General features: G+C 20.4%; 17 protein-coding genes and 1 pseudogene. 2 read left to right on the top strand and 16 right to left on the bottom strand.

Features of this window, described 5'->3' with window-relative positions; genetic code table 11:
* Positions 1-94: 94 nt before the first annotated feature.
* From recD to AB4W75_RS02020, 3 genes are all read right to left on the bottom strand, one after another.
* Positions 95-1,945, bottom strand: coding sequence for an exodeoxyribonuclease V subunit alpha (recD, locus tag AB4W75_RS02030; protein ID WP_367679306.1), 1,851 nt, complete (start codon positions 1,943-1,945; stop codon positions 95-97).
* 32 nt (positions 1,946-1,977) lie between these two features.
* A complete protein-coding gene (gene recB, locus AB4W75_RS02025; RefSeq protein ID WP_367679305.1) occupies positions 1,978-5,478 on the bottom strand; it encodes an exodeoxyribonuclease V subunit beta in 3,501 nt (1,166 codons plus the stop codon).
* 82 nt (positions 5,479-5,560) lie between these two features.
* The gene (locus AB4W75_RS02020) at positions 5,561-7,543 is read right to left on the bottom strand and encodes a hypothetical protein (RefSeq protein WP_367679679.1); all 1,983 of its coding nucleotides are present in this window, start codon (positions 7,541-7,543) and stop codon (positions 5,561-5,563) included.
* Positions 7,544-7,613: 70 nt separating this feature from the next.
* Here AB4W75_RS02020 and AB4W75_RS02015 point away from each other — a divergent pair, with 70 nt between their 5' ends.
* Positions 7,614-7,763 carry a hypothetical protein gene (locus AB4W75_RS02015; RefSeq protein ID WP_367679686.1) on the top strand — a complete coding sequence of 50 codons (150 nt, stop codon included), beginning with the start codon at positions 7,614-7,616 and terminating at the stop codon, positions 7,761-7,763.
* A gap of 209 nt (positions 7,764-7,972) precedes the next feature.
* Here the strand turns inward: AB4W75_RS02015 and AB4W75_RS02010 are convergent.
* From AB4W75_RS02010 to AB4W75_RS01990, 5 genes and pseudogenes are all read right to left on the bottom strand, one after another.
* Positions 7,973-8,805 (bottom strand): annotated as a pseudogene (locus tag AB4W75_RS02010) (exodeoxyribonuclease V subunit gamma); the annotation flags it as partial.
* A gap of 191 nt (positions 8,806-8,996) precedes the next feature.
* Positions 8,997-9,845, bottom strand: coding sequence for a small-conductance mechanosensitive channel MscS (mscS, locus tag AB4W75_RS02005; RefSeq protein WP_367679304.1), 849 nt, complete (start codon positions 9,843-9,845; stop codon positions 8,997-8,999).
* A gap of 432 nt (positions 9,846-10,277) precedes the next feature.
* Positions 10,278-11,366, bottom strand: coding sequence for a class II fructose-bisphosphate aldolase (gene fbaA, locus AB4W75_RS02000; RefSeq protein ID WP_367679303.1), 1,089 nt, complete (start codon positions 11,364-11,366; stop codon positions 10,278-10,280).
* A gap of 77 nt (positions 11,367-11,443) precedes the next feature.
* A complete protein-coding gene (locus AB4W75_RS01995) occupies positions 11,444-12,598 on the bottom strand; it encodes a phosphoglycerate kinase (protein WP_367679302.1) in 1,155 nt (384 codons plus the stop codon).
* A gap of 252 nt (positions 12,599-12,850) precedes the next feature.
* Positions 12,851-13,447, bottom strand: coding sequence for a YhgN family NAAT transporter (locus tag AB4W75_RS01990; protein WP_367679301.1), 597 nt, complete (start codon positions 13,445-13,447; stop codon positions 12,851-12,853).
* Positions 13,448-14,086: 639 nt separating this feature from the next.
* Between AB4W75_RS01990 and asd the strand changes: the two genes are divergently transcribed.
* The gene (gene asd / locus AB4W75_RS01985) at positions 14,087-15,205 is read left to right on the top strand and encodes an aspartate-semialdehyde dehydrogenase (protein WP_367679300.1); all 1,119 of its coding nucleotides are present in this window, start codon (positions 14,087-14,089) and stop codon (positions 15,203-15,205) included.
* Between the two features lie 268 nt (positions 15,206-15,473).
* Here asd and tusA read toward each other — a convergent pair whose 3' ends face one another.
* From tusA to lgt, 8 genes are all read right to left on the bottom strand, one after another.
* Complete coding sequence (gene tusA, locus AB4W75_RS01980) at positions 15,474-15,710, bottom strand: sulfurtransferase TusA (protein WP_367679299.1); 237 nt, start codon at positions 15,708-15,710, stop codon at positions 15,474-15,476.
* 534 nt (positions 15,711-16,244) lie between these two features.
* The gene (locus AB4W75_RS01975) at positions 16,245-17,237 is read right to left on the bottom strand and encodes a hypothetical protein (protein WP_367679298.1); all 993 of its coding nucleotides are present in this window, start codon (positions 17,235-17,237) and stop codon (positions 16,245-16,247) included.
* A gap of 127 nt (positions 17,238-17,364) precedes the next feature.
* The gene (gene leuS, locus AB4W75_RS01970; RefSeq protein WP_367679297.1) at positions 17,365-19,968 is read right to left on the bottom strand and encodes a leucine--tRNA ligase; all 2,604 of its coding nucleotides are present in this window, start codon (positions 19,966-19,968) and stop codon (positions 17,365-17,367) included.
* 778 nt (positions 19,969-20,746) lie between these two features.
* Positions 20,747-21,616 carry a CNNM family magnesium/cobalt transport protein CorC gene (gene corC / locus AB4W75_RS01965; RefSeq protein ID WP_367679296.1) on the bottom strand — a complete coding sequence of 290 codons (870 nt, stop codon included), beginning with the start codon at positions 21,614-21,616 and terminating at the stop codon, positions 20,747-20,749.
* Between the two features lie 80 nt (positions 21,617-21,696).
* Positions 21,697-22,158 (bottom strand): rRNA maturation RNase YbeY, encoded by a 462-nt coding sequence (gene ybeY, locus AB4W75_RS01960; protein WP_367679295.1) that lies wholly within the window; start codon positions 22,156-22,158, stop codon positions 21,697-21,699.
* Between the two features lie 382 nt (positions 22,159-22,540).
* Complete coding sequence (miaB, locus tag AB4W75_RS01955; RefSeq protein ID WP_367679294.1) at positions 22,541-23,866, bottom strand: tRNA (N6-isopentenyl adenosine(37)-C2)-methylthiotransferase MiaB; 1,326 nt, start codon at positions 23,864-23,866, stop codon at positions 22,541-22,543.
* A 115-nt stretch (positions 23,867-23,981) separates the two neighbouring features.
* Positions 23,982-24,776: a thymidylate synthase gene (thyA, locus tag AB4W75_RS01950; protein ID WP_367679293.1), complete on the bottom strand. Its 795-nt coding sequence runs from the start codon at positions 24,774-24,776 to the stop codon at positions 23,982-23,984.
* Positions 24,777-24,792: 16 nt separating this feature from the next.
* On the bottom strand, positions 24,793-25,644 hold the full coding sequence (gene lgt / locus AB4W75_RS01945; RefSeq protein WP_367679292.1) for a prolipoprotein diacylglyceryl transferase: 852 nt from the start codon (positions 25,642-25,644) through the stop codon (positions 24,793-24,795).
* Positions 25,645-25,652: the final 8 nt, after the last annotated feature.

The raw sequence follows: 25,652 nt of genomic DNA, 5'->3' as shown, positions 1-25,652 counted from the left end.
TTAACATAAGAAAATATTTAATTTCATATAGTTATTTTTTTTTTATTTTTAAAATTTATTAATTAATATATAATATTTATGTTTAATATTTTTTTTAAACAATTGATTTAGATGAATTAATTAATATTTTTTGTCTAATTTGAGAATACCGATTGGTTTTTTTTATCATGGATTGTAAAAATATTTTTTGTGACGCATATATTACTAATGTTTTTCTTGATCTTGTAATTGCGGTATAAATTAGTTCTTTTGTTAAGATGGTACTCATAATATTAGGTAATATTAATATAGAATGTATAAATTCAGATCCTTGTGCTTTATGTATAGTCATAGTCCAAGCTGTGTTATGTTCTGGAAGAATATTTGCAGGAATTATTACAATTTTCTCATTAGCTATTTGAAAATAAGTAACTAAATTATTATTTTTATCTAATTTCATAATTCCAATATCACCATTCAGTAATCCTAATGTTTTGCTGTTTTTAGAAATAATAATTGGTTTTCCAATATATCCTTTGTATCCATTTCTAATTACGTAATTAATTAATCTTTTTTGTTTCATTAATTTTTCTATATTTTTATTAATTTCTTCCATTCCAAATATTCCATTTTTAATAGCTACTAATATTCTACAGTTATAAAATATTTTTATACAATTTTGTATTGGTTTATTTTGTAGAATTGCTTTCCAATAATCTTTGTATTGTTGAATAATATTCTGTAACATTCTTATATATTGATATTTTGAATGAATTGTATATAATTTGATATTTTTAAAATGTTTATTTTTTATTTTATAAAAAATTAATGGATCTTCTTTCATTAATGCTGTAGATAATTGATGAATTCCAGAATTATTTTCAAATCTATAATTTTTATTTAGTATACAAATGTGATTGTTAAAAAAATGGGAATTTACATTACTTACAATGTTATAATTAGTGATTTTATTTAATATTGGAATTATATTATTAAATGTATTATTCGCAATGTAACATATATCTTTTAATAAATTTCCATTTCCTATAGAAGGTAATTGATTAATATCACCAAAAAATATTACTTTAGTATGTTTTGGTAATGCATTTATTAATTTCTCCATTATAAATAAATCAATCATAGAACTTTCATCAATAATTAATAGATCCAGATCTAATACATTTGTTTTATTATAATATGTTAGTGATGAATCAGGTATAATTCCTATTAACTTATGAATAGTTACAGCTTTGTATATTTTTTTTTTATTATTTTCGTTTAATATTTTTTGTAATGATATATTTTTATTTAAAGATTGTGTTAAATGTGCTGCTGCTTTTCCAGTTGGAGCAGCTAATTTAATTTTAATTGGTTGTTTATGAATTTTAATCATAGTTATTAAAATTTTAGCAATGACAGTAGTTTTACCTGTACCTGGTCCTCCAATAATAAATGTTATTTTTTGAATAATTGCCATTGAAACGGCTATTTTTTGAAAATTTATAAAATTAGTAGAATCGAATAAGCTATTAATGACTAATTTACATTGTTTAATATCATAAATAAATTTTGGATTCTGAGAAAATATAAAATTTAGTACAAGATTTTCAGCTTTCCATGTTTTATATAGATATACACAATTATTAGAAAAAATTAATGGTCTTACTACAGTATCGTTTCCTATTATTTTACTTTTTAATAAAATTTGGTCCCAGATTTGATATGAATCTAGAAATTGAAATATTTCATGATATTTTGTTATTGTTTTTTTTAAATCTATAATGTATTTATATAAAATATTTATGGGTAAGCAAATATGTCCATTTCCAATTGCATAACTTGTAAAAGCTGCAGTAAGTGTAACAAGATAATGTTGTTTTTTTGAAATATACAAAGCGAAATTTAAATCAATGCATCTAATCTTGTTTTTTTTAACTGCTTGTTCTAAAATGTATTTTATTTTCATTTTAATTTTATATTTTTGTTGGAATTTTAAAATTATATTATTTTGTCTAATTGTTGTATTAATTTTATTGGTTGTGGTTGATAAAAAATACCATTATTTTTGTTATTTCCATCTGCTGATCTAATAAAGAAATAAAAAATTCCTCCAAAATGTGTTTCACATTTATAATTTTTTATTTTATTTTTTAAATATCTATGTAGAGCTACAGAATATATTTGATATTGTAAATCATATCTATTTTTAATTATTTCATTTTTAATATAAAATAAATTATAATATTCATTATTTTCTCCTAACCAATTAGATTTATAATCTAATATGTAATATTTTTTGTTCCAGGAAAATACTAAGTCAATAAATCCATTAATCATTCCTTGTTTATTGTAAAATTGTATTTTTGGTAATATTTTTGATAATGGATCTGATTTTATAGTAATACTATTTAATTTTATGGAGTTTAATATTGTTTTTATAGGTAAAAAGAATTCTAATTCTTTTATATATTCGTTTTTTTTTAAATTAGATAAAGAAAAATTTTTATTTTTAAATAGTTTGGTATGATAAATATCATATATCCAATTTGATAACATAGACAGTAATTGAGTACATAGATTATATTTTTCTATTTCTTTTTTAATTATTATTGGTTCTATTTTTTTTGAAAAATCAATTTTTCTTAATAAATTATGTAATATTATTCCTGCTAATTTTCCTGTAATAAAATTATGTGGGTTATTTGTAATATTATTTAATATTTTTTTTGTATTCAATTGAATATTAATTTGATTTTTTGTATTATTATTAATAATTTTATTTTCATGATTTAGTTTAGTATAATTTGTAATTTCTATTTTTTTATTAATGTTAATTTTTTTATACTTAATTTGGATATGATTATTATTAGTTGCATTAATTGTATGACTTTGGTTTAAATGTTCTTCTTCTTCAGTAATTTTAATTATTTTTTTTGTTTCTAATTTATATATTATATTATAAAATTGTTCTATATTTAATTGTTTTCCTGATTGTAGGATATATCCTAAAGCAGTATGATGTAAATTAGTTAAATTATTTTTTTTTTTTATTTTGATTTTGGAAGTAGATATTCCTACATAACAATGTACAATAGCTCTTGTTAGTGCTACATATAATAGTCTTATATCTTCTGCTAATCTTTCTTGTTCAGATTTTTTAAAACTATTATCATTATTTTTTAAATCTAGTATTACTTGATTATTTTTTTTATGAAATACAGGATTTTTAGATATTGTATAATTTGTAGTAAACGGTATACATACAATGAAAAATTCTAATCCTTTAGAAGTATGTATATTAATAATTCTAATAGAATTTTTATTTTTATGTTGTATTATTTCTTTTTTTGAAATGTTTTGTTGTTTATTTTGTATTTTTTCTTGTAACCACTGTATTAAATTATATTTGTTTTGTAATATTTGTTCTTGTTCTTGTAATAATTCTCCTAAATGTAAAATATTATTAATAGTATATTCATTTTGTATTAAATTTTGATTAGAAAATATAAATTGTTGATCTTTAATAATTTCTTTGAACATAATATAGATTCCATATTTGTCCCATTTTTCTATATATTGAGTAAATATATTGATCCATTTTAATCGATATTCATAATTTGTATTTATTTTATTTATTTTTTGGATACAATTATTCATAATATTCGTAGAGAGTGCTGTTAAAAAATTTTTTTCGTTATTTAAATTTATAATGGATTTTAAAATCCATAATATTTCATAAGCTTCTTTTGAATTATAAATAGATTTTTTTTCTGAAAGATATATAGAATTAATATTAATTTTTTCTAATGCCGTTTGAATTACTTTTGCTTCATTCTTATTTCTAACTAAAACTACTATATCTTCTTTTTTTACTAATCTGGTTTTATTGTTGATCATAATTGTAAATTTATGATCAGGAGAAATGTTAATCCAATTAGAAATATTAATTGCACATTGATCAGCAATCCAATTGTTATTTGGATTGACTTGTTTTATAGGTTCTACTATAAATTGTAAAGCTGGTATTAACAGTTCATTTTTTTTAAAGTATATATTTTGATTTGCATTATTAGATAAAATAGAAGTAAATGGTATATTATGGAATATAAAAGGATTTTTTATTTTAGAGAATAATATATTAAGACTATTAACCATATGAGATGATGAACGAAAGTTAGTTGTAAGATAATAATGTGATTTAATTTCAGATTTTGCTTGCATATATGTAAAGATATCAGCTCCTCTAAAATTGTATATAGCTTGTTTAGGATCACCAATAACAATCAACCCTGATTGATTAGAATCAGTATATATTGTTTTAAATATTTTATATTGTTCTGCATCAGTATCTTGAAATTCGTCAATAAATACAATTGGATATTTTTTTTTAATTATTTTAATAATTTTTTTGTTTTTAAGAGAGTTATTTAACATTGTAATTAAATCATGAAATTCATATAATAAATTTTTTTCTTTTTCTTTTTCAAGAATACTTGGTATAATCTTTAATGCATTAAATATAATAATTTCTTTAATGGAAAAGTTAGTTTTTAATAATTTTTGAATAATTTTGAAAATATATGGAATTTTTTTTATATTGTTCTTTATTTGTGATTTTATTTTAATATAAGAAAAATAATACATTTCTTTAGGGATTACATAATCAATTGTATTAGTTTTAGACCATGTAGTAATAATATTTATCCATCTATTTGTGTTGTTGATATTATAAATACTACGATTAATTATTATATCATTAATGTAAATAGTTATTCTTTTTTTATTTTTTAACCATATTTTTTTAAATTTAGTAATTTTTAGAATTAATATTCTATGATATGTTTTAATATTTTGTTTTTTTTTAAAAAATGTTTGTATTTTTAAAGATTTAATTTTTAATAATGGATAAATATTTTGTAAAAATTTTTCTTCATTTGTCCAATATTGATAAATTAATTTGGATATATCATACGATAATAAATGACAATATTTTTTCCAAAAAATTCTTGTCGCTCGTAAATATATATAGTAATCATTTTCTATAGGTTGATATTGATTTAAAAATTGATATTGATAACAGTAATTTTTTAATATTTTTTTACAAAATCCATGTATAGTATAAATTTCAATTAAATCTATTTCGTATTCTGCTTTTTCTAACAGATATATAGATTTTTTAAAATTTGTAATTTTTTTTATAATTTTCTTTAAACTATCTGTTTTAGTTGTATTATTAATACAAGCTATTTTTAATTTATAAATGTATTGTTTAATTCTTCTTTTAAGTTCTTCTGTAGCTGTTTTTGTAAATGTGACAATTAATATTTCTCGTACTGATAATGGTTTAGAAAAATTATTGTTACTTCCTATTCCTAATAGAAGTAATAAATACAAAATAATTATTGTAAATGTTTTTCCTGTTCCAGCTGATGCTTCAATTAATGTATTTTTATTAAATGGGAAACTAAAAATATCAATGGGAATAGATGTTTTTTTCATTTTATTTTTTATTATTTTTAATATTTGATTAATTAATGTAAAATAGTAAATATTAATAATATATTTTTCATTAATTATATTTTTATTGTAAATTATTTTTTTTATAATAATGTAAAATTGGTAAAAACCATTTTTTTGCTGTATTACATAATTTTAGAAATATGGATTGATCTAAATTAGGTATGATTTTATTAATATAAAAGTCTTGCTTTTCTCCATCATTGATAGTATTTCCATTCCATATGTTAAAAAATTGTTTATTACTTTTTTGATAATCTAGATTATTATTAAATATAATATTATTATTATTATTATATTGAGATAACAACCATGTTATTCCTGATTTAGTTAATAGTAAAGGTTGAGATATTCCTTTTATATAGCCTGTAATATACATATTTAAGTATTTTTTTGCAGTTTGAACTGATACTGTAGAAAATGAACAACTGTTTTTTGTTCCTAAAACATAGCTCATCCCATTTCCTTGTAAATAACAATATATTAAATGTTCAATCCAAAGAGATATTATATCTGGAATATAAATGATATTAGGTTTCCATCGTATTAATCCTATTTTATGTATTTCTGATAATTGATAATTTTGTAATTGATATGAATTAATTGTTATACATATTTTTTTTCTATTAGGTTTATCTCGTAATAGATATATTTTTTTATATAAATCATGCATTTCTATTATCATTTGTTCCCAAATATGTTTTCCAAAATTTCCGTATGGTAATATTCCTGATTGACTATATAATATATGTAAATAATTAATATTTTTTTTATAAATCAAAGAATCTAATATTTCTGATTTCATTTGATAAATGTGAATTGGATTAATGTAAAAATAGTTTAATTCAGATTCGTTTTTTTGAAGATAAGGTATTTTTACTTTTAATGTATGATTAAAGAAAAAACGTATAGGATGTTTCCAAAATTTAATTAAATCTTGTACATTAATTGTAGTATATATATTATTACAGGAATTATTATTAATATTGTTAATTTGGTTATATTTTTTTTCTATTATGACATCATGATCTAGTTTTTTATAATTTTTACAACAAAATAATTTATTATTTTTATTATATATAGTTATAGGATGAAAATGATATAAATGATTAATTATTTTTTTTTGGTTTTCTATTGTTGTTTCAGATTGTATTAAATTTATATCATGTGTCATTATTTTAAAATTGTTGATTATATATTTTTGTAGAATTTCGATTACTATGGATGAATTAATTGTATTACTATCGCTACTATGGTTATTAATATAACTAATATAAAAATATTGTTTTGCATTAAATAAACAATTATAAAACATATGAAAATCATACATTCTATAATTAATATCTCCTATTTTTAATTTATGTGTAATTAAATTGAAAAATTTTTCGTTTGTTTTTCTAGGGTATATATTTTCGTTTATTCCTAGTAAATATATCATTTTAAAAGAAATATTTTCTAATGTATCAATATTACAAAAATTAATTGAACCTATACATAAATTAGAGTGATAGTTTCTTTTTTGAACTTGTTTTAGAAATATATTTTTTAATATTTTTATATTGATTTTTTTTTTAAATTTTGATTTGATACCATCATTGATGATCTTATTCCAAGTATCTTGTAAAAATAATATAAATTCATGATGTAAATATTTTGTTGAAAAAAAATCTTTTATCATTTTTTTGAATTTTGTTTTCCATATTATAAGATTATTAGAATATAAAAATATTTTTTTCCATTTATTTAATAATATGATAAATTCTTGTATTTTTGCTATTAGTTCAGCATGTTCATGATGAAATTCATTATAAGATACGTTATTATTCCAAATAAAATTATTTTCATTAACAGAATATGATAATAACATATTGTTAATTCCAAAATTCCAATTATTATAATTAGTTTTAATATTAAATAATTCATATAAATGTTGTTTATTGATTCCTAATTTAATATTTGCTTTTTGGATCCATTGTTTTAGAATCTTAAATTCAATTTCATTAATATTAAATCGTTCTAATAAAATTGGAAATGATAAGAGTGACAAAATTTCTTCTTGGTTACATTCAATATTTATTATATTAAATAATTTATTCAATATCTGTAGTATTGAATTATTGATTATAGTTGATGAATTAGATATAGAAAATGGTATAAAATATTTTTTTGGTACAGAATTAAAAACAGATCGAATAAATGGTATATATATACTAATATTTGTCGATAATACAATGATATCTTTAGGATTAATTGTATTATTTTTATGAAATATATTTAGTAAATTATAGTGTAATATTTCTATTTCTTGTCGTATTGAATTACATATATGTATACTAATAGAATTATCTGTAGAATAAAAAATTTCACCATATTTATTATTGCATTGTTTTTGTTTGATATTTATGTTTGTTGAATAAAATAAAATTTTTTTTTGTATTTTTTGTAATAAATTATTTCCTTGAATTTTTGAAAATATGGTTTTATTTTTATGTTGAAAAGAATATAAGTATTGAATATGATTTAATATAATATTTTGACTATATGATAATAATGGATGATGATTTTTTGATATGTTTAATATAGACTTATTAGTAGATATAGTATTTTTTATGTTTAATATATATATTTTACATATTTTACTAATATGATTGAGTATTTCAATATAAGTATTAGGAATATAAATGGTATTAAAAATAAATATTCTAATAGGTAAGATTTGTTTTATAATACTTGTATTATTTGTAATTTTTTGTATAATTTTTTTTTTATATTAGAGAAATGATGTATATTTTGATTATTTTTTTTTGAATAGTATAAGATGGATCTCCATAGTTTTTTTTGCCATTTTTGTTCTTTAGATAAGTTCGGAATATTAGTATTATTATCCCATAATTCGATCCATTCTGGTCGATATATTAAATACTGATTAAAAATTTTAGACATTGTAAACGCAAATTGAAACTTTTCGTTTTTTGTATTACTGTTATGATTCATTAAATAATTGTTCAGTTTAGGTATAGATAATATTTTCCATAATATATGTAAATGTGTAAAACTATATTGATTTGTGTATTTTGGTAGTATATAAGTAAAAATTTTCCATATAAAATTTTCACATTGATCAAATTTAATGTTAGCGTATATACCTATATATTTAGCAATAAAAATTTTTATCCATTGTTCTATTGTTGTATTGTTAACTATGAATAATTCATTTTTCATTGGATTTGATAATGGTTTGTTTTTTATAATTTGGCATGCTTGTTTTAATAATGTTTCAAAATTATTAGATTGATATATGATTAACATTTTTTTATTTTTAATAATTGTTAGTAAAATAAGTACAAATAGTATTATTTATGTATTCATAAATAATGAATGTATATGTAATTAATTACATATATCATGACTAATATATTAATGATAAATTTTTATTTATTATATATAAATAACGATATATATATATATATTTATATATTAGTCACCTTTTATGAACATGATTATGTATTATTGTGATGTAGATATACATCCATTTTTGGATATGGAATATTAATGTTATTAATATCTAAAGCTTTTTTAAATTTTACCATTAAATCCCAATATACTATATTTAAATCATCAGTATTACTCCAACATCGAACTATAAAATTTAAAGAAGAAGGTGCTAATTCACTTAGTCCAATAATAACTCCTAATTCTTTTAATACTCTTTTTTCTGATTCTATAACATTTTTTAGTACTTTTATAACTAAATCAATATCAGAGTCATAGCTTACACTAATGATAAATTCATTTCTTCGTACTGGCTCACGAGAGTAATTAATAATATTTCCAGAAATAATTTTTCCATTTGGAACTACCACAAGTTTACCATCTAAAGTACGTAGAGTAGTATAAAAAATATGAACATTCAGTACTGTTCCAGAAACTGTACCTAAATCTACGTATTCTCCAGTTCTAAAAGGTCTAAGAGCTACTAATAACACACCTGCAGCAAAATTAGACAAAGAACCCTGTAATGCTAATCCAATAGCCATTCCTGCTGCACCTAATATTGCAATTACAGATGTAGTTTGTACTCCAATTCTACCTAATGAAGCAATTAATGTGAATGTAATAATAATATATCTGACTAAAGTAGATAAAAATCCAGAAATAGTAGCATCTATATGTCTAGTAATTAATATTTTATTCACGCCATTAGATATTATTCGTGCTATAAACATTCCAACAATTAAAATAACGATAGCAGATGTTAAATTAATTAAATAACTTAATAATAGTTCTTGATTTCGAATAATCCAATTCCCAGCATGATTAATATCATTCACGACATTTAAATCTTCCATTTTTGTTCCTAATAGTTAACAGTATTGTTGTTATATTTTTATGGTTTTTTTATTAATTAATATTATTTTTTATAATATGAATTATAATATGATATTATAATTCATATTATTAATATATTATTATTATTAAAATATATTGTTATATATATAATTACAAAATAAAATTTTTATAGAAAATAATGGATTTTAATTATAATTTTTTATTGTATATTAAAATTTATTTTGTAATATATAAAGTTTTTTTGTATATATAATGTATCATTACTAATATTTTTATTTTTATTTTTATAATACTATATCTATAGTAAAAATAGTACATGTTTTATATGTCTATAATATTAATTTATATTAATGTTTCATATTTAAATAAGAATATAAATTCTATTAATTGTATTTTATTTTTAAATAAAAAATTATGATTTACTTGAATTATTATGTAGCAAAGATATATTTAGATCTTAATATTTCAAAAGAATTTTGTAATCTAATTGACATAGAATGTTTAGCTGCATGGATCCAATTTCTTGGATCATAATATTTTTTGTTTGGAGCATGTATTCCATGAGGATTTCCTAGTTGACTATGTAGATAGTTTTTGTTTTTTTTATAAAAATTTAGAACTCCTTCCCAAGTAGCCCATTGCATATCAGTATCTAAATTCATTTTTACTATTCCATAGTCAATTGATTGTTGAATTTCACTATTTAATGATCCAGAACCACCATGGAATACAAAATTTAAAGGTTTAGAACAAGATAAATTATGTTTATTTTGAACAAATTGTTGTGATTTTTTTAAAATTGAAGGAGTTAAATGTACATTTCCTAATTTATATACTCCATGTACATTTCCAAAAGAAGCAGCTATAGTAAAATTTGAACTAATTGGATTTAATTGTTCATATGCATAGTTTACTTCTTCTGGTTTTGTATATAAAGATTGAATATTTAGAGTACTATTATCAACACCATCTTCTTCTCCTCCTGTACATCCTAGTTCTATTTCTAACATCATGTTTATATTTTTCATCTTTGTTAAATATTGACTACAAATATTAATGTTGTCTTTTAATTTTTCTTTAGATAAATCAATCATATGAGAAGTAAATAATGGTTTTCCATATTTTTTAAAAAAACGTTCTCCTTCTTCTATTAAGCTATCTATCCAAGGTAAAATATTTTTATGACAATGATCGGTATGAAGTATAACAGGTACATTATAATATTTTGCTAATAAATGTACATGTTGTGCTCCAGAAATTGATCCTAATATAGCTAGTTCTTGTTGATTTTGTTTTGTAATATTTGATCCAGCTATGAAAGCAGATCCTCCATAAGAAAATTGAATTATTACAGCAGATTTCATTAATGCAGCTGTTTCTAAGACTGTATTGATGGAATCATTTCCTATACAATTTACTGCTGGTAAAGCAAAACATTTTTTTTTTGCTAATTGAAACAATTTTTGTGCTTCATTAGCTGATAATACACCAGGTTTAAAATAATTAATATATTCAGACATGATCTTCCTATTTTAGTAAATCTGATAATTTTTTAAGTATTATATATATAATTTGTATATATAAAAAAAAAATTTTATTAGTTTTTATGTGTTTCTAACATAGCAATTGTAGGTAATTTTTTTCCTTCAATAAATTCTAGAAAAGCTCCTCCTCCTGTAGAAATATAAGAAATTTGATCTTTTATATTAAACATATCTATTACAGCTAAAGTATCTCCACCTCCAGCTATAGAAAAAGCTGTACTATTAGCTATAGTTGTTGCTATTTTTTCAGTTCCTGTTCTAAATTTAGAAATTTCAAAAACTCCTACGGGTCCATTCCATAAAATAGTTTTTGCTTTATTTATAACATGAGTTATATTTTTAATACTTTCTGTTCCAATATCCATAATTTCTTCATTTTGGTGTATGTCTGATATTTTTTTTATAGAAGATGTATTATTATTATAATCGATGACATGTGAATCAATAGGAATTAAAATATTTTTTTTATCTCGTAATGATTTAGCTAATGTAATGAATTCTGGTTCATGTAAGGATTTTCCTACATTATGATCAATAGCAATAAATGTATTTGCTATTCCTCCTCCAACAATTACAGTATCAGATAAATTAGAAAGTGAATTTAAAATATCAAATTTGGTTGATACTTTTGATCCTCCTATGATAGCAATCATAGGACGAATTGGGTTGGTTAAATATTTAGTTAAATTATTTATTTCATTTATTAATAATAAACCAGCACAAGATTGTTTAGCATATTTAATCACATTATGAGTAGAAGCTTGTTTTCTATGAGATGAACCGAAAGCATCCATTACAAAAATATCACATAAAGATGCATATTTTTTAGCAAGAGTATGACTATCTTTTTTTTCTCCTATATTAAATCTAACATTTTCGAGTACTAGTATTTCATCAAATTCTATTTTTTTATTATTTAAATATGTATTTGAAAATTGTATTTTATTGTTCGGTAATATTTTTTTTAAATATTGAAAAATTGGATATAGAGAAAACTTATTATTGATAACACCTTCCTTAGGTCTACCTAAGTGAGACATAATTATTACTTTTGCTTTTTTTTGGAGTGCATATTTAATAGTTGGTAGAGTTGCTATAATTCTTGTATAGGAAGTAATAGTTCCGTTGTTCATTGGTACATTTAAATCGGCTCTTATTAATACTGTTTTATTATAAAGATCGAGTTCAGATATACTTGTAATTGGCATGGTGTTTTACCTTTAAATATTAGTTTAAATTATATAAGATATTTTTCATATATTTATACATTCTATTTTTGAAATATATAAGATTTTTTTTTACAAGATTTCATATGATATTCTATTTTTATGTATTATATTAAATATATAAAATTAATTTTTTTAAATAATTATAAATATATACTCCTATATTATACATAGATTTTTTTTACTTCTTATTATAAAAATGAATTTTTTTATATATACAATAGAAATAACACATTAATTTTTAAACCAAGTTCTAATTCCTTCTAAAAACATTTGTGTAGATAACATAATTAAAATTAAACCCATAAGTCTCTCTAAAGTATCGATTCCTTTAGATCCAAATATTCGTAAAAAAAAACTAGATGACAATAATATTGTTACCGTAATAATCCATGCTATAAAAAGAGATGATGATAAATATAGTAGTTGAGTAGGATGTTGATGAGATAATAAAATCAATGTAGCTAATGAAGAAGGACCAGCTACTAAAGGAATAGCCAATGGTACTAAAAATGGTTCATTGTTAATGATTGTTTTATTTGTTCTTATATTTTCTTCTGATGGAAAAATCATTTTTATTGCAATTAAAAATAAAATAATTCCTCCAGATATGGATACAGTTTCTGTTCTTAAATTAAGTAATAATAATATTTTTTCACCTCCAAATAAAAATAGTAACATAATTAATAAAGCTATAATCATTTCTCTTAACAATAATAATTGTCTTCTTTTAGGTTCAATATTTTTTAAAAGTGACATAAAGATAGGAAGATTACCTATTGGATCCATAATAAAAGTCAGTAGTATAGTAGTAGAAATTATTTCATTCATTATTTTTTCCTGAAAGATATTAGTAATTATAATTAGATAATATCTATATGTATTTTTTATAAAATTTTGTTTTTAGTAATGTTACTATAATTTATTAAAACATTTTTTTTAATTTAAAAATAATTAAAATATATTGTTAACTATGATAAAAATAATATTTTTAAAGTAGAAATTAATAATTAATAGATACATGTTTAAAATAATTTTAAATATGGTATTATACATTAGTTGGTATGAATATTTATTTATTGTTTTTAAATGAAATTACTATAGTTATTGTATAGTATTATTTAAATTTATTATATAAAATATGTAAAAGTAATATACATAGCACAATATTTATTTATTTGAAATAAATATTTTTTTTTAAATTAATATTTTATGGTTGTTATTAGTATATTCAATTATAGATATTTATTAATATGTAATTAGATGATTTAATTTAAAACAATCATAAATATAGCACTATATTAATTTTTATAAAAAATTATTAAATTAATTATAATTTTAATTGTAATTATTTTTATATATATACTTTTTTTAAGTATAGATTAAATTATAGTTCAGTACATCTGTATTTTTTAGGTTGTAAATATAACATTTATATAATAACATATATTAAGGTGGTTAGTATTTAGCATGAATAGATCAGTTGGATTTGTTGGTTGGAGAGGAATGGTAGGTTCTGTTTTATTAATGAGAATGATTCAAGAACATGATTTGAATAATATTAATCTTACTTTTTTTTCTACTTCTAACATAGGAAATGTAGCTCCAACAATTAATAATATATCTTATGGTACATTGAAGAATGCTTATGATATTAATTTATTAATGGATCTGGATATTATTATTACTTGTCAAGGAACACAATATACTAATGATATATATTTTAAATTAAGAAGTTTATCTTGGTCTGGATATTGGATTGATGCTGCTTCAATATTACGAATGCAATCTAATGCAGTCATTGTTTTAGATCCTATTAATTATAAAATGATAGATTATGCTATACAAAATAATATTAAAACATTTGTTGGAGGTAATTGTACAGTTAGTTTAATGTTAATGGCATTGGGAGGATTATTTCAACATAAATTAATTGAATGGATTTCAGTATCTACATATCAAGCAGCTTCTGGAAGTGGATCTAGTCATATGATTGAATTACTATCTCAGATGGGAATAGTATACAATTCAGTTTCGAAAGATTTAACAAATCCATTAATTTCAATTTTAGATATTGATCGTAATGTATTAAATACAGTTAATTCTAGTCTTTTTCCTACTCTTAATTTTTCTGTTCCACTAGCTACTAATTTAATTCCTTGGATTGATAAAAAAATGAATAATGGACAAACTAGAGAGGAATGGAAAGGTCAAGTTGAAGCTAATAAAATTTTAGGTTATACAAAAAATAATGTAATTCCGATCGATGGGATATGTGTTCGTATAGGATCAATGAGATGTCATAGTCAATCTTTTACTATAAAATTAAATAAAGATATATCAATATTTGATATCGAATCAATATTGAAAGATAGTAATGAATGGGTAACTGTTATTCCTAATGATTATGAAGAAACGATTCAAAAACTGAGTCCGGTTGCAGTTTCAGGTACTTTAAATATTCCTGTTGGAAGAATTAAAAAAATGTCTATTGGTTCTAAGTATATTTCTGTTTTTAGTGTAGGAGATCAATTATTATGGGGAGCTGCTGAACCATTAAGGAGAACTTTAAGATTATTATTAGATTAACGTATTAATATATTTATTCTTAATTTATATTGATTTAATAATAAAATTATAAATTTTTTTATAGATTGTTTTTTTTTGTGTAATAAAATATTTTTATTCATATTTACTAATAAAATATTTTTATTTATTGATTATTGTAAAAATATTAATTTTAATTTTTTTTAATATATTTAAATATATAATTAAAACATGTTGTATAGTTGATAACTATTTATTAACAATATGAAAATGAATATCAAAATATTTATGAATACTAAATAGATTAGTATTAACATTTTTTAATTAAATATTCATATGGTTTCGTTTTGATATTTTTATTTAATAATTTATGTCCAATAAAATGACAAAAAATAGGAACATCTCGTTTAGTTGTTGGATCATCAGTTATTACTAATAGGATATCTTCTTTATTCATTTTTCTTAATTTTCTTCTTATAAATATTATAGGATCTGGACAAATTAATCCTTCCAGATTTATTTTAACATGATGTATTTTATTTTTCATTGTAGTATTGGTATTGTATAATTGTATTTTATAAATAGTTATTTAATATATATTGATTTAAATAGTAAATTTACTTGTTTATAAAATGGTTAGAATTAAATATTGTATATTAGTATATATAATTTTGATTTAAGTTAAATATAAAATATTAAATTTTTTATTAATTTGTATTAAAAAAAAAGATATATATTTTTTTTTATATTATAATATGTTTTAAAATTTATTATGGTATTCAAATTAATATAAAACTTACATGTTATTATAATTCATTTATAAGTTAAAAATTATTAATTATATTTTTATCATGTGTGTTTTTTTTATAAATAAAAAGTATTTACATTTTTTTACATAGAGTGTTCAATAATTATATATAAAATATAAATCACTATGATTAATTTAATACATTAATATAAGTTTAGTAAAATTAAATTTTATTTAATTTTAATTTATAATTGTTATTAATAATATTGAAATATTTTTAATAAATAATTTTTTTATTTATATATATATAAAATATATTATAAGTATTTTTTTTTATGTATGATATTTAGTTAGTATTAATGATAATGTTTTTAATTGAATCCATATGGAACATTTTTTATTTGTTTTAATTTTAATTTCTAAAAAAGTTAATATTTTAATAATTTTGTAAATTAAATGAATGTATTTTTTTTTATTATAATTTTCTAAAATTTGATTATTATTATTTATTTTTGTAATTTTTTTTTGTTCTGTTCTAATATTATGAGATTGATAAATAATTTTAATTAATATTTTTTGTAGTACTCGAATGAGTATCAATGGTTCATAATTATTTTTATGTAATAAATTTAATATTCTAATTGCTTGTATACCGTTTCCATTTAATACTGATTGTGCCCATTGGTAAGCGGTAAACAATCCTTCATCAGTAATAATATTACGAATATTTTCTATTTTAATTATAGAATTAAAGTAAATTAAAGATATTACCTCTAATATTTTTGATAATGAAAATAGATTATTTTCATAATATTGATATAATAGTTTTTTTGTTTTTTTATTCATTATTATTTTTAAATCATTGATTTTTCTTTCAAACCAGAGTATAAATTCAATTTTATTATTGATAACACAATTTACGATTGTTCCTAACATATACGTGTGATGAAGAAATATTTTATTTTTTTTAAAAAAATAATTTTCATAGCATTTTATTATTAATATAATATTTTTATTTATTCTTTTTAATAAAATTATTATATATTTATAATTATCGTTTTTAACATCATTAATAAATATAGTAATGATTAAAATAATCTTTTTAAGAAATATATTTTGCATTTGATAAATTAAAAATATATGTTTCCATTCTAGTTCATTAATAGGATAAAAATATTTTTTATTACTATATCCTTGTTTTTGTGCGTATATACAAATTATTTTTTCGCTTTCTTGACATAAAATTATTTCTTTACCTTGTAATATATATACAGATAATAATTGATTTTTTAAATTATTAATTAGATTGTCATAGAATGTATTCACTGTTTTTACAATTAATTTATGTTGATGAAATTATATAAATATATTTTATTTATTATAGCTATAAACTTTAAATTGAAAATAATTATTTTAATAAATATATTTAAATTATTTTTTATATATTTTTGTATTAATTAAATAGAACTAGGTTTAATAATTTATTTTTAACATAAATAATTTTTTCTATATTATTATTTTGAATATGTTTTTTAATTTTTGGTTCTTGTAATGCTATTAATATAATCTTTTGTTTTGATAAGTTTTCATCATCAACTTGAATAATATGTCTTTTTTTACCGTTAATTTGTAATACTATGTTATAGTTTATTTTTTTTATATTTGAATTATCGGCAACTGGCCAGGTAGCATAATCTATATTGTTTTTTTTTGTTATTTTTTCCCACATAAAAAAACATATATGTGGTGTAAATGGATATAACATTTTTATTATATTTGTTAAAGCGTAGTACATAAGATTTTTGTCTTGTGCATTATTTAATGGAAATTGATGTAATTTATTAACGAGTTTCATAATAGCAGCAATTGCAGTATTAAAAATTTTTCTTCTATCAATATCATCTGTTACTTTTGTAATGGTTTCGTTTATTTTTATATATAGATTTTGTTGAGAATTATTTAATTGTATCCAATTTAAATTAGTATATTCATGTTTTTGATTAATATAGATATAAGTTAGTTTCCATAATTTTGTTAAAAATTTATGAATTCCAGTAATTCCAGATTCTTTCCATTCTAAAGACATATCTATAGGTGCAGCAAACATGATGAATAAACGTAAAGTATCTGCACCATATTTTTTAATTATCACTTCTGGTTCAATTCCATTTTTTTTTGATTTTGACATTTTCATCATTCCGGCATGAACAATTTTTTTTCCATGATAGTTATGAATATAAATGATATCTCCTCTATTATTTTTTTTTATTTTTAATAATTTAGATGATATCCATACTGTGTTATTATTTTCATCTAAATAATAAAAAGCATCAGATAGTACCATACCTTGACATAATAAATTTTTTACTGGTTCATCACAATGTATTAGTCCAAAGTCACGTAGCAGTTTGTGATAGAATCTAAAATATATTAAATGCATGGTAGCATGTTCTATTCCTCCAATATATTGATCTACTGGTAACCAATATTTTGAAGCAATTGGATCAATCATACCTTCTTGATAATTAGGAGAAGTATAACGGGCATAGTACCATGAAGATTCAATAAATGTATCAAAAGTATCTATTTCTCTACATGCTTCATTATTTTCAATCGATATTTTTTCCCATATAGAAATTTCTTTTGGTAATAATCGATTTTCAATTTTATAATTGTAATTAATTTTAGGTAGTATTACAGGAAGTTCATGATCAGGTATGGTATGGATAATACCATCTTGGGTAGTAGCAATAGGTATAGGTGTTCCCCAATATCTTTGTCTTGATATTCCCCAATCTTTAATTTGAAAAATTATTTTTTTTTTTCCTATTTTTTTATTATTTAATTCTTTAAAAATTTCTACATATGCTTGTTGACTTGTTAAATTGTTATACTTTTGGGAATTGTATAGCAATCCTGGATATATAGTAGGTTTGTTTTGAAAATCTGATTTTTCTTTCTTTAACATATTTAAAATAACTGGTTTAATTAACAATTTATGATGTATAGCAAATGTCCATTCATTTTTATTGTGTGCAGGTGTACAAATGATAGCTGTTTCTTTATGTTGATTTAAAACAAAATTTGCAATCCAAATAGGGATTGTTTCATTAGTAAATGGATGTATTGCAAATTTTTCAGTATTTATTCCTCTTGTGTTAAATTCAATTGGATTATTTAAATAATCAATATTAGAACATGAATTATGAATGAAATTATTAATTTTTGAATTATTATGTTTTAGTTCTGTAGATAATTTATGAAAAGGAGAAATTGCTATATATGTAGCTCCCATTAATGTATCTAATCTATTAGTATAAACTTGTATTTTTTTATTGTTAGAATTATATAGATTTACAGTGATTTCTATAATTTCTGATTTTCCTATCCAATTTTTTTGCATTTGTTTTACTTTATTAGGCCATCCAGATAGTTGATCTAAATGATTTAATAATTCTTCAGCATAATTAGTTATTTTTAAAAACCATTGATTAATTTTTTTTTGAGTTACAATAGAATTGCATCTCCAACATTTTTTTTCTATTACTTGTTCGTTTGCTAATACCGTTTGATCTTTTGGACACCAGTTCACTAAAGCAAATTTTTTATATGCTAAATTTTTTTTATATAATCTTGTAAATAGCCATTGTTCCCAACGATAATATTCTGGTTTAGAAGTATTAATTTCTCTACTCCAATCATAACTAAAACCTAATGATAATAGTTGTTTTTTCATAAATTGAATATTTTTTTTAGTCCATTTTTCAGGTTCAATTTGATTTTGAATAGCTGCTTCTTCAGCTGGTAAACCAAAAGCATCCCATCCGATTGGTTGTAGTACATTTTTCCCCAGCATACGTTGATATCTAGAAATAACATCTCCAATTGTATAGTTTCTAACATGTCCCATATGTAGATTACCAGATGGGTAAGGAAGCATAGATAAACAATAAAATTTTTCTTTTTTTTTGTTTTCTGTTACTACAAAAGTATTGTTTTCTTTCCAATATTTTTGGATTATTTTTTCTATTTGTTCTGGATGATAAGTTTCTTTCATTGTTATTAATCTTTATTTAAATTATATAAATTTTGTATATTAATATTTTTTTGTTTTGTTTTATAATAATTGTTATTATTGAATATATTGCAACAAAATTATTAATATTTTTTTATGTAAGTATAATTGATTTATATGTTATTATTTTAATGTATATTTTAGTTATAATTAATTTAAAACTTTATTAGGTATATGTATACCATGACTATGTTTATCGTAATTATCATTAATACAATATACTATTTTAGTACTTATAATATGCAATATTTTTATAATAATATAAGTTGAATAATAAATATTATATTAGAATATAGTTTGAATATAAATAGAAATTTATATGTATAAATTAAATATAATTCAAATTAAATCTATTATTTATTAATAATATTTTTAATTTAAATTGTAATAGTTACTCATTTTTATTGTATTGTATACGTAATATACAAATATTAATTTAATTATTATTAAGAATGATTTGAGATATATTGTAAATCATGATAAATATTTAAAATATTTAATTTTATAATTAATAGTTGATTAATATATATATGTATTATTTATTTTTTTTATTTTTTATGAATATAATTGATTATTTTTGAAAATCAACTGTAACAATAATAATATAATTTTTAAATAATAAATAACAATTAATATCGTTTTATAATATAGAATTTTTTGTTAATTTAATTTTATATATGTATTTTATATTATTTATGTTTTGTATGTATTTTATTTGTTACAAATAAGTTGTTTAAGTATTTTACGATCATATTATACATTATTCTTTTTTCTTTATGTTATTAGTAGGAATAGTAACATGGATTTGTATTATTTTTCTATTATCAACAATAGATATTTTAAAGATATATCCTTGAATGTTAATGGATTCTCCTTTAGTTGGTAAACGACCTAGTTTAGTCATTACCAATCCGCCAATAGTATCTACTTCTTGATCATTAAAATTTGTGTTAAACATTTCATTAAATTCTTTAATTTCAGTTAATGCTGGAATAGCAAAAGAATATTTGTTAATTTGATGTACATTTAATACTTCATTAGTATCATATTCATCCTCTATATCTCCTACAATTAGTTCTAATATATCTTCAATAGTTACTAATCCTGAAATTGCTCCAAATTCATCTATAACTATTGCCATATGATAATGTTTTGATCGAAATTCTTTTAACATTCTATTGACATATTTACTTTCAGGTACTACAACAGAATTTCTTAATATTTTTTTAATAGAAAATGTATTTGTTTTTTGTTGAATAAAGGGTAATAAGTCTTTTACTATTAGAAAACCCTCTACATGGTTATTATCATTACTCATAACAGGATATCTAGAATGAGCTGATTGAATAATTGTATTAATACATGTATTAAGATCATAATTTAATTTTAGAGTGATCATTTGTGTTCTTGGTATCATAATGTCTCGTACTCTTTTTTTGGTAATATTAATAACTCCTTCTAACATGTCACTAGTATCATGATCAATAAGTTCATTTTTTTTGGATTGTTTTATAAGTAAAAGTAGTTCTTCACAATTTTTAGGTTCTTCTTGTCGAAGTTGATGAAGAAAATTAGAAAAAAAATTTTTTTTGTTTATCTTTTTAGTTTGTTCTGAATAGTCATCACTCATATTTTCATTATATATTTTATGCTAGTTAACTTGATGATTATAGTGAAATATTTTAATTTAAAATAATTTTAAAATAAATATTAATATTTGATATATGGATTAGAAAAACCAAGATTTTTTAAATAATTAATTTCTAATGATTCCATATTCATTTGATCAGTTTTATTAATATGATCATGACCTATTAAATGTAGAGTTCCATGTATGATCATATGTGCCCAATGAGCATTTATATTTTTTTTTTGTTTAATAGATTCTTCTTGAATTTTTTGACTACACAAGACTAATTCTCCAATTAAGTATGTGTGCATAAAATTTAAAATTTGATAAGGGAATGATAAAATATTAGTAACTTTATTTTTGTTTCGATATGTATAATTAAGAAATTTGATTTCAGTTTTATTGACAATACGTACAGTAATTTCAGTTTTAATTTTTAAATTATATAAAATAATGGACAACCATCTTTTTATATATATTTTTTTTGGTATATAACTGGAATTTGTACAAGCCAATTGTAGATTTAATTTTAATTTATTCATAAAAATAAAATTTATTTTATTTGGTGAAAATTTTTGTAATATATTTTAGTAAAATTTTATATTAGCTATAGTTTTTTTAAAATATTCAGTAAATTTCTGTTTTTTCTTAAAAAATAATTATAAGTAATTATATATAATTTAATTAATACAATAATTTTTGTGTTATTTATTTTAAATTGTATACTAATTTTAGATTATAGAAAATATATTGTATTTTTATTATAATTGCTATGTTAGGAAAATTTCTTTTTTATTTATTAACATTAATGTTATATATTTATTTGAATTCTTATATCTTTAATTACATAAAAAAATAATAGAATTTATTTTTTATTTACTAAAATACATTTTGTCATTGAAGATGAAATGATAATAAATATTTTTAAGATAATACAATAGTTCCATGTAATGAATAAGAATTAGTTTTAGTAATGCTAATATTTATAAAGTTACCTATTAATTTTTTTGGACCTTGAAACGTAACTATTCTATTATTTTCAGTTTTTCCACAGAGTTCTTGAGGATTGTTTTTAGAAACTTGTTCAACTAAAACTAATTGTTTAGTTCCTAACATTTTTTTACTCCAGTTTATTGTTTGTTTATTAATTTGTTTTTGTAAAATATACAGTCGTTCTTTTTTTTCTTCTAATTTTACAGTATCCATTAATTCTGATGCTGGAGTACCTGGTCTTTTAGAGTATATAAAACTAAAACTCATATCAAAATTAATATCTTTAACTAATTCTAATGTTTGTTCAAAATCTTTTTCTGTTTCTCCAGGAAAACCAACAATAAAATCAGAACTAATTTGAATATTTTTTCTTACTGAAGTTAATTTATTTATTATATTTTTGTATTCTGATATTGTATGTGATCTTTTCATTAATTTTAAAATTTTATCGGATCCACTTTGTACTGGTAAATGTAAGAAATTAACTATTTTAGGAGTATAATAATATGCATTGATGATATCATCTGTAAATTCAATAGGATTGCTGGTGGTAAATCTAATTCTTTCAATTCCATCAATTTCTGCAATTATTTGCAATAGTTCTGAAAATTTATATAATTTTCCATCTAATCCTTTTCCTAAATAGGCATTGACATTTTGTCCTAATAAATTTACTTCTTTAATGCCTTGATCAGACAACATGGCTATTTCATATAAAATATCTTCTAGAGGACGACTAATTTCTATACCTCTAGTATAAGGTACTATACAAAATGAACAAAATTTGTTGCAACCCTCCATAATAGAAATTAATGCAGTTGGTTTTTTTTGTAATAAAATAGGACTGGAACTAAATTTTTCAAATTCAGGAAAAGAAATATCAATTATTAGTTTTTTTAACTTTTTTGCCATTTTTATCATATTAGGTAATCTATGTAATGTTTGAGTTCCAAATATTATATCAATATAATTTGCTCTTTTATAGATTTCTTTCCCTTCTTGTGTAGCAACACATCCTCCTACAGCTATTATTATATTAGGATTTAATTTTTTTAATTTTTTCCATCTACCTAATTGATGAAAGAGTTTTTCTTGAGCTTTTTCTCGAATAGAACAAGTATTTAATATTAATATATCTGCTTCTTCTGGAATGGTAGTAATAATATATTGTTTTTTTTTTAATGTATCAAGAATTATAGAAGAGTCATATTCATTCATTTGACATCCCCATGTTTTAATAAACATTTTTTTATGCATGATTATATGCTCACTGTATATTTATATATAAATTAAGTTAGTATTGTTTTATAAATATTAATTTTATAATATTTGAATATATATATTATATAATGAAAAAAAAAAAAAATATGTTCTAAATAGCTATACTTGTTTTTATACTTGGATCGGGATAATAATTGATTATATTAAAATTTGTGATTTTATATTTAAATAATGATTTTGGATGACCATTTAATATTAATGTTGGTAATGGTTTGGGCTTTCTTTTTAGTTGTATATTAGCTGCACATAAATGGTTTTGATATAAATGAACATCTCCTCCTGTCCATAATAGTTCTCCAACTGTTAATTTACATTGTTGTGCTATCATATGAACCAGTAAAGCATAGCTAGCAATATTAAATGGTAACCCCAGAAATGTATCACATGATCTTTGATATACTTGACAACTTAATGTGTTATCGATAACATAAAATTGAAATAAAACATGACAAGGTGGTAAATGCATTTGATCTAGTTCTCCCACGTTCCAGCTAGTAACAATAATTCTTCTGGAATTAGGTTGATATTTTATTTTTTCTATAGCTAATTGTATTTGATCAATTGTATCTCCATTAGGTGTGGTCCAATTTCTCCATTGTTTTCCATAAATAGGTCCTAATTCTCCTAATTTATTAGCCCATGGATTCCAAATTGAAACATGATTATCATTAAGGTATTTTATGTTTGTATCTCCTTTAAGAAACCATAATAACTCATGAATAATAGATGGTATATGACATTTTTTAGTAGTGACGAGAGGGAATCCATGTTGTAAATTAAATTTTAAATGATAACCGAAAATAGATAATGTACCTATTTTAGTTCGATCTTGTTTTTTTTTTCCAGTTTTAATAATAGTTTGTAATAATTTTAGATATTGTTTCATATTATATTGAAATAATTTATTTTATTTTAGCATATATTAGAATTGTTATTCCAATAATTAGCATAGGAATAGATAATATTTGTCCCATAGTAATACAGTTGAGAAAATATCCAATATTTATATCAGGTTCACGAAATAATTCAAGTATTATTCGAATAATTGCATAACAGATTAGAAATAATCCTGATATAATTCCTGTTTTTTGATTAGTATATTTGAGATAATGAAATAAGATAAATAATAATAATCCTTCAAAAATAAATTCATAGATTTGTGAAGGATGTCTGGGTAAATTTCCAAATTTATCAAATATTAATTTTAATTGTATATTTTGTTGTGATGCTGCAAAATCTATTTTTTTAGCAGCTGGAAATAATATATAAATTGGATAATTAATAGATATTTTACCCCATAATTCTCCATTAATTAAATTACCTAATCTACCTAATCCTAAACTAAAAGGAACTAATGGTACGATAAAATCTGTAATTTCTAAAAATTTTTTTTTGTTTTTTTTAGAATATATTAGAATCATAACAATTATTCCGATTAATCCTCCATGGAAAGACATTCCTCCTTCCCAAATTTTAAAACATGATAGTATATTTTTAGAATAATATGGAAAGTTATAAAAAATAATATATCCTAATCTTCCTCCTATAATAATACTAACAAAACTAATATATGTTATATTAATTATTTCTTTTTTTAACCATTTTTGTTTAGTTTTTTTTGCAAAGTTTTTTCCATACCAAATAGAAAAATAAAATCCTATAAGATATAGTAATCCATACCAATGGATAGAAAACATTTCGCAAGAATAAGCGATAGGATTAAAATTAGGAAGTAATATAGAATATTTATTCATTTATGTAT

The organism is Buchnera aphidicola (Eriosoma lanigerum) (genome assembly GCF_964059125.1).
Lineage (GTDB): Bacteria > Pseudomonadota > Gammaproteobacteria > Enterobacterales > Enterobacteriaceae > Buchnera_D > Buchnera_D aphidicola_C.
This window is presented reverse-complemented; position numbering and strand designations above follow the sequence as displayed.

What these genes read in the sequence shown, in the direction of transcription:
- asd (WP_367679300.1), top strand. Translation starts at nt 14,087, where the DNA reads ATGAATAGATCAGTTGGATTTGTTGGTTGGAGAGGAATGGTAGGTTCT.
- miaB (WP_367679294.1), bottom strand. Translation starts at nt 23,866, where the DNA reads ATGCATAAAAAAATGTTTATTAAAACATGGGGATGTCAAATGAATGAA.
- tusA (WP_367679299.1), bottom strand. Translation starts at nt 15,710, where the DNA reads ATGAAAAATAAAATACATCATGTTAAAATAAATCTGGAAGGATTAATT.
- recD (WP_367679306.1), bottom strand. Translation starts at nt 1,945, where the DNA reads ATGAAAATAAAATACATTTTAGAACAAGCAGTTAAAAAAAACAAGATT.
- mscS (WP_367679304.1), bottom strand. Translation starts at nt 9,845, where the DNA reads ATGGAAGATTTAAATGTCGTGAATGATATTAATCATGCTGGGAATTGG.
- ybeY (WP_367679295.1), bottom strand. Translation starts at nt 22,158, where the DNA reads ATGAATAAATTAAAATTAAATCTACAATTGGCTTGTACAAATTCCAGT.
- fbaA (WP_367679303.1), bottom strand. Translation starts at nt 11,366, where the DNA reads ATGTCTGAATATATTAATTATTTTAAACCTGGTGTATTATCAGCTAAT.
- corC (WP_367679296.1), bottom strand. Translation starts at nt 21,616, where the DNA reads ATGAGTGATGACTATTCAGAACAAACTAAAAAGATAAACAAAAAAAAT.
- thyA (WP_367679293.1), bottom strand. Translation starts at nt 24,776, where the DNA reads ATGAAACAATATCTAAAATTATTACAAACTATTATTAAAACTGGAAAA.
- recB (WP_367679305.1), bottom strand. Translation starts at nt 5,478, where the DNA reads ATGAAAAAAACATCTATTCCCATTGATATTTTTAGTTTCCCATTTAAT.
- leuS (WP_367679297.1), bottom strand. Translation starts at nt 19,968, where the DNA reads ATGAAAGAAACTTATCATCCAGAACAAATAGAAAAAATAATCCAAAAA.
- AB4W75_RS01990 (WP_367679301.1), bottom strand. Translation starts at nt 13,447, where the DNA reads ATGAATGAAATAATTTCTACTACTATACTACTGACTTTTATTATGGAT.
- lgt (WP_367679292.1), bottom strand. Translation starts at nt 25,644, where the DNA reads ATGAATAAATATTCTATATTACTTCCTAATTTTAATCCTATCGCTTAT.
- AB4W75_RS01995 (WP_367679302.1), bottom strand. Translation starts at nt 12,598, where the DNA reads ATGCCAATTACAAGTATATCTGAACTCGATCTTTATAATAAAACAGTA.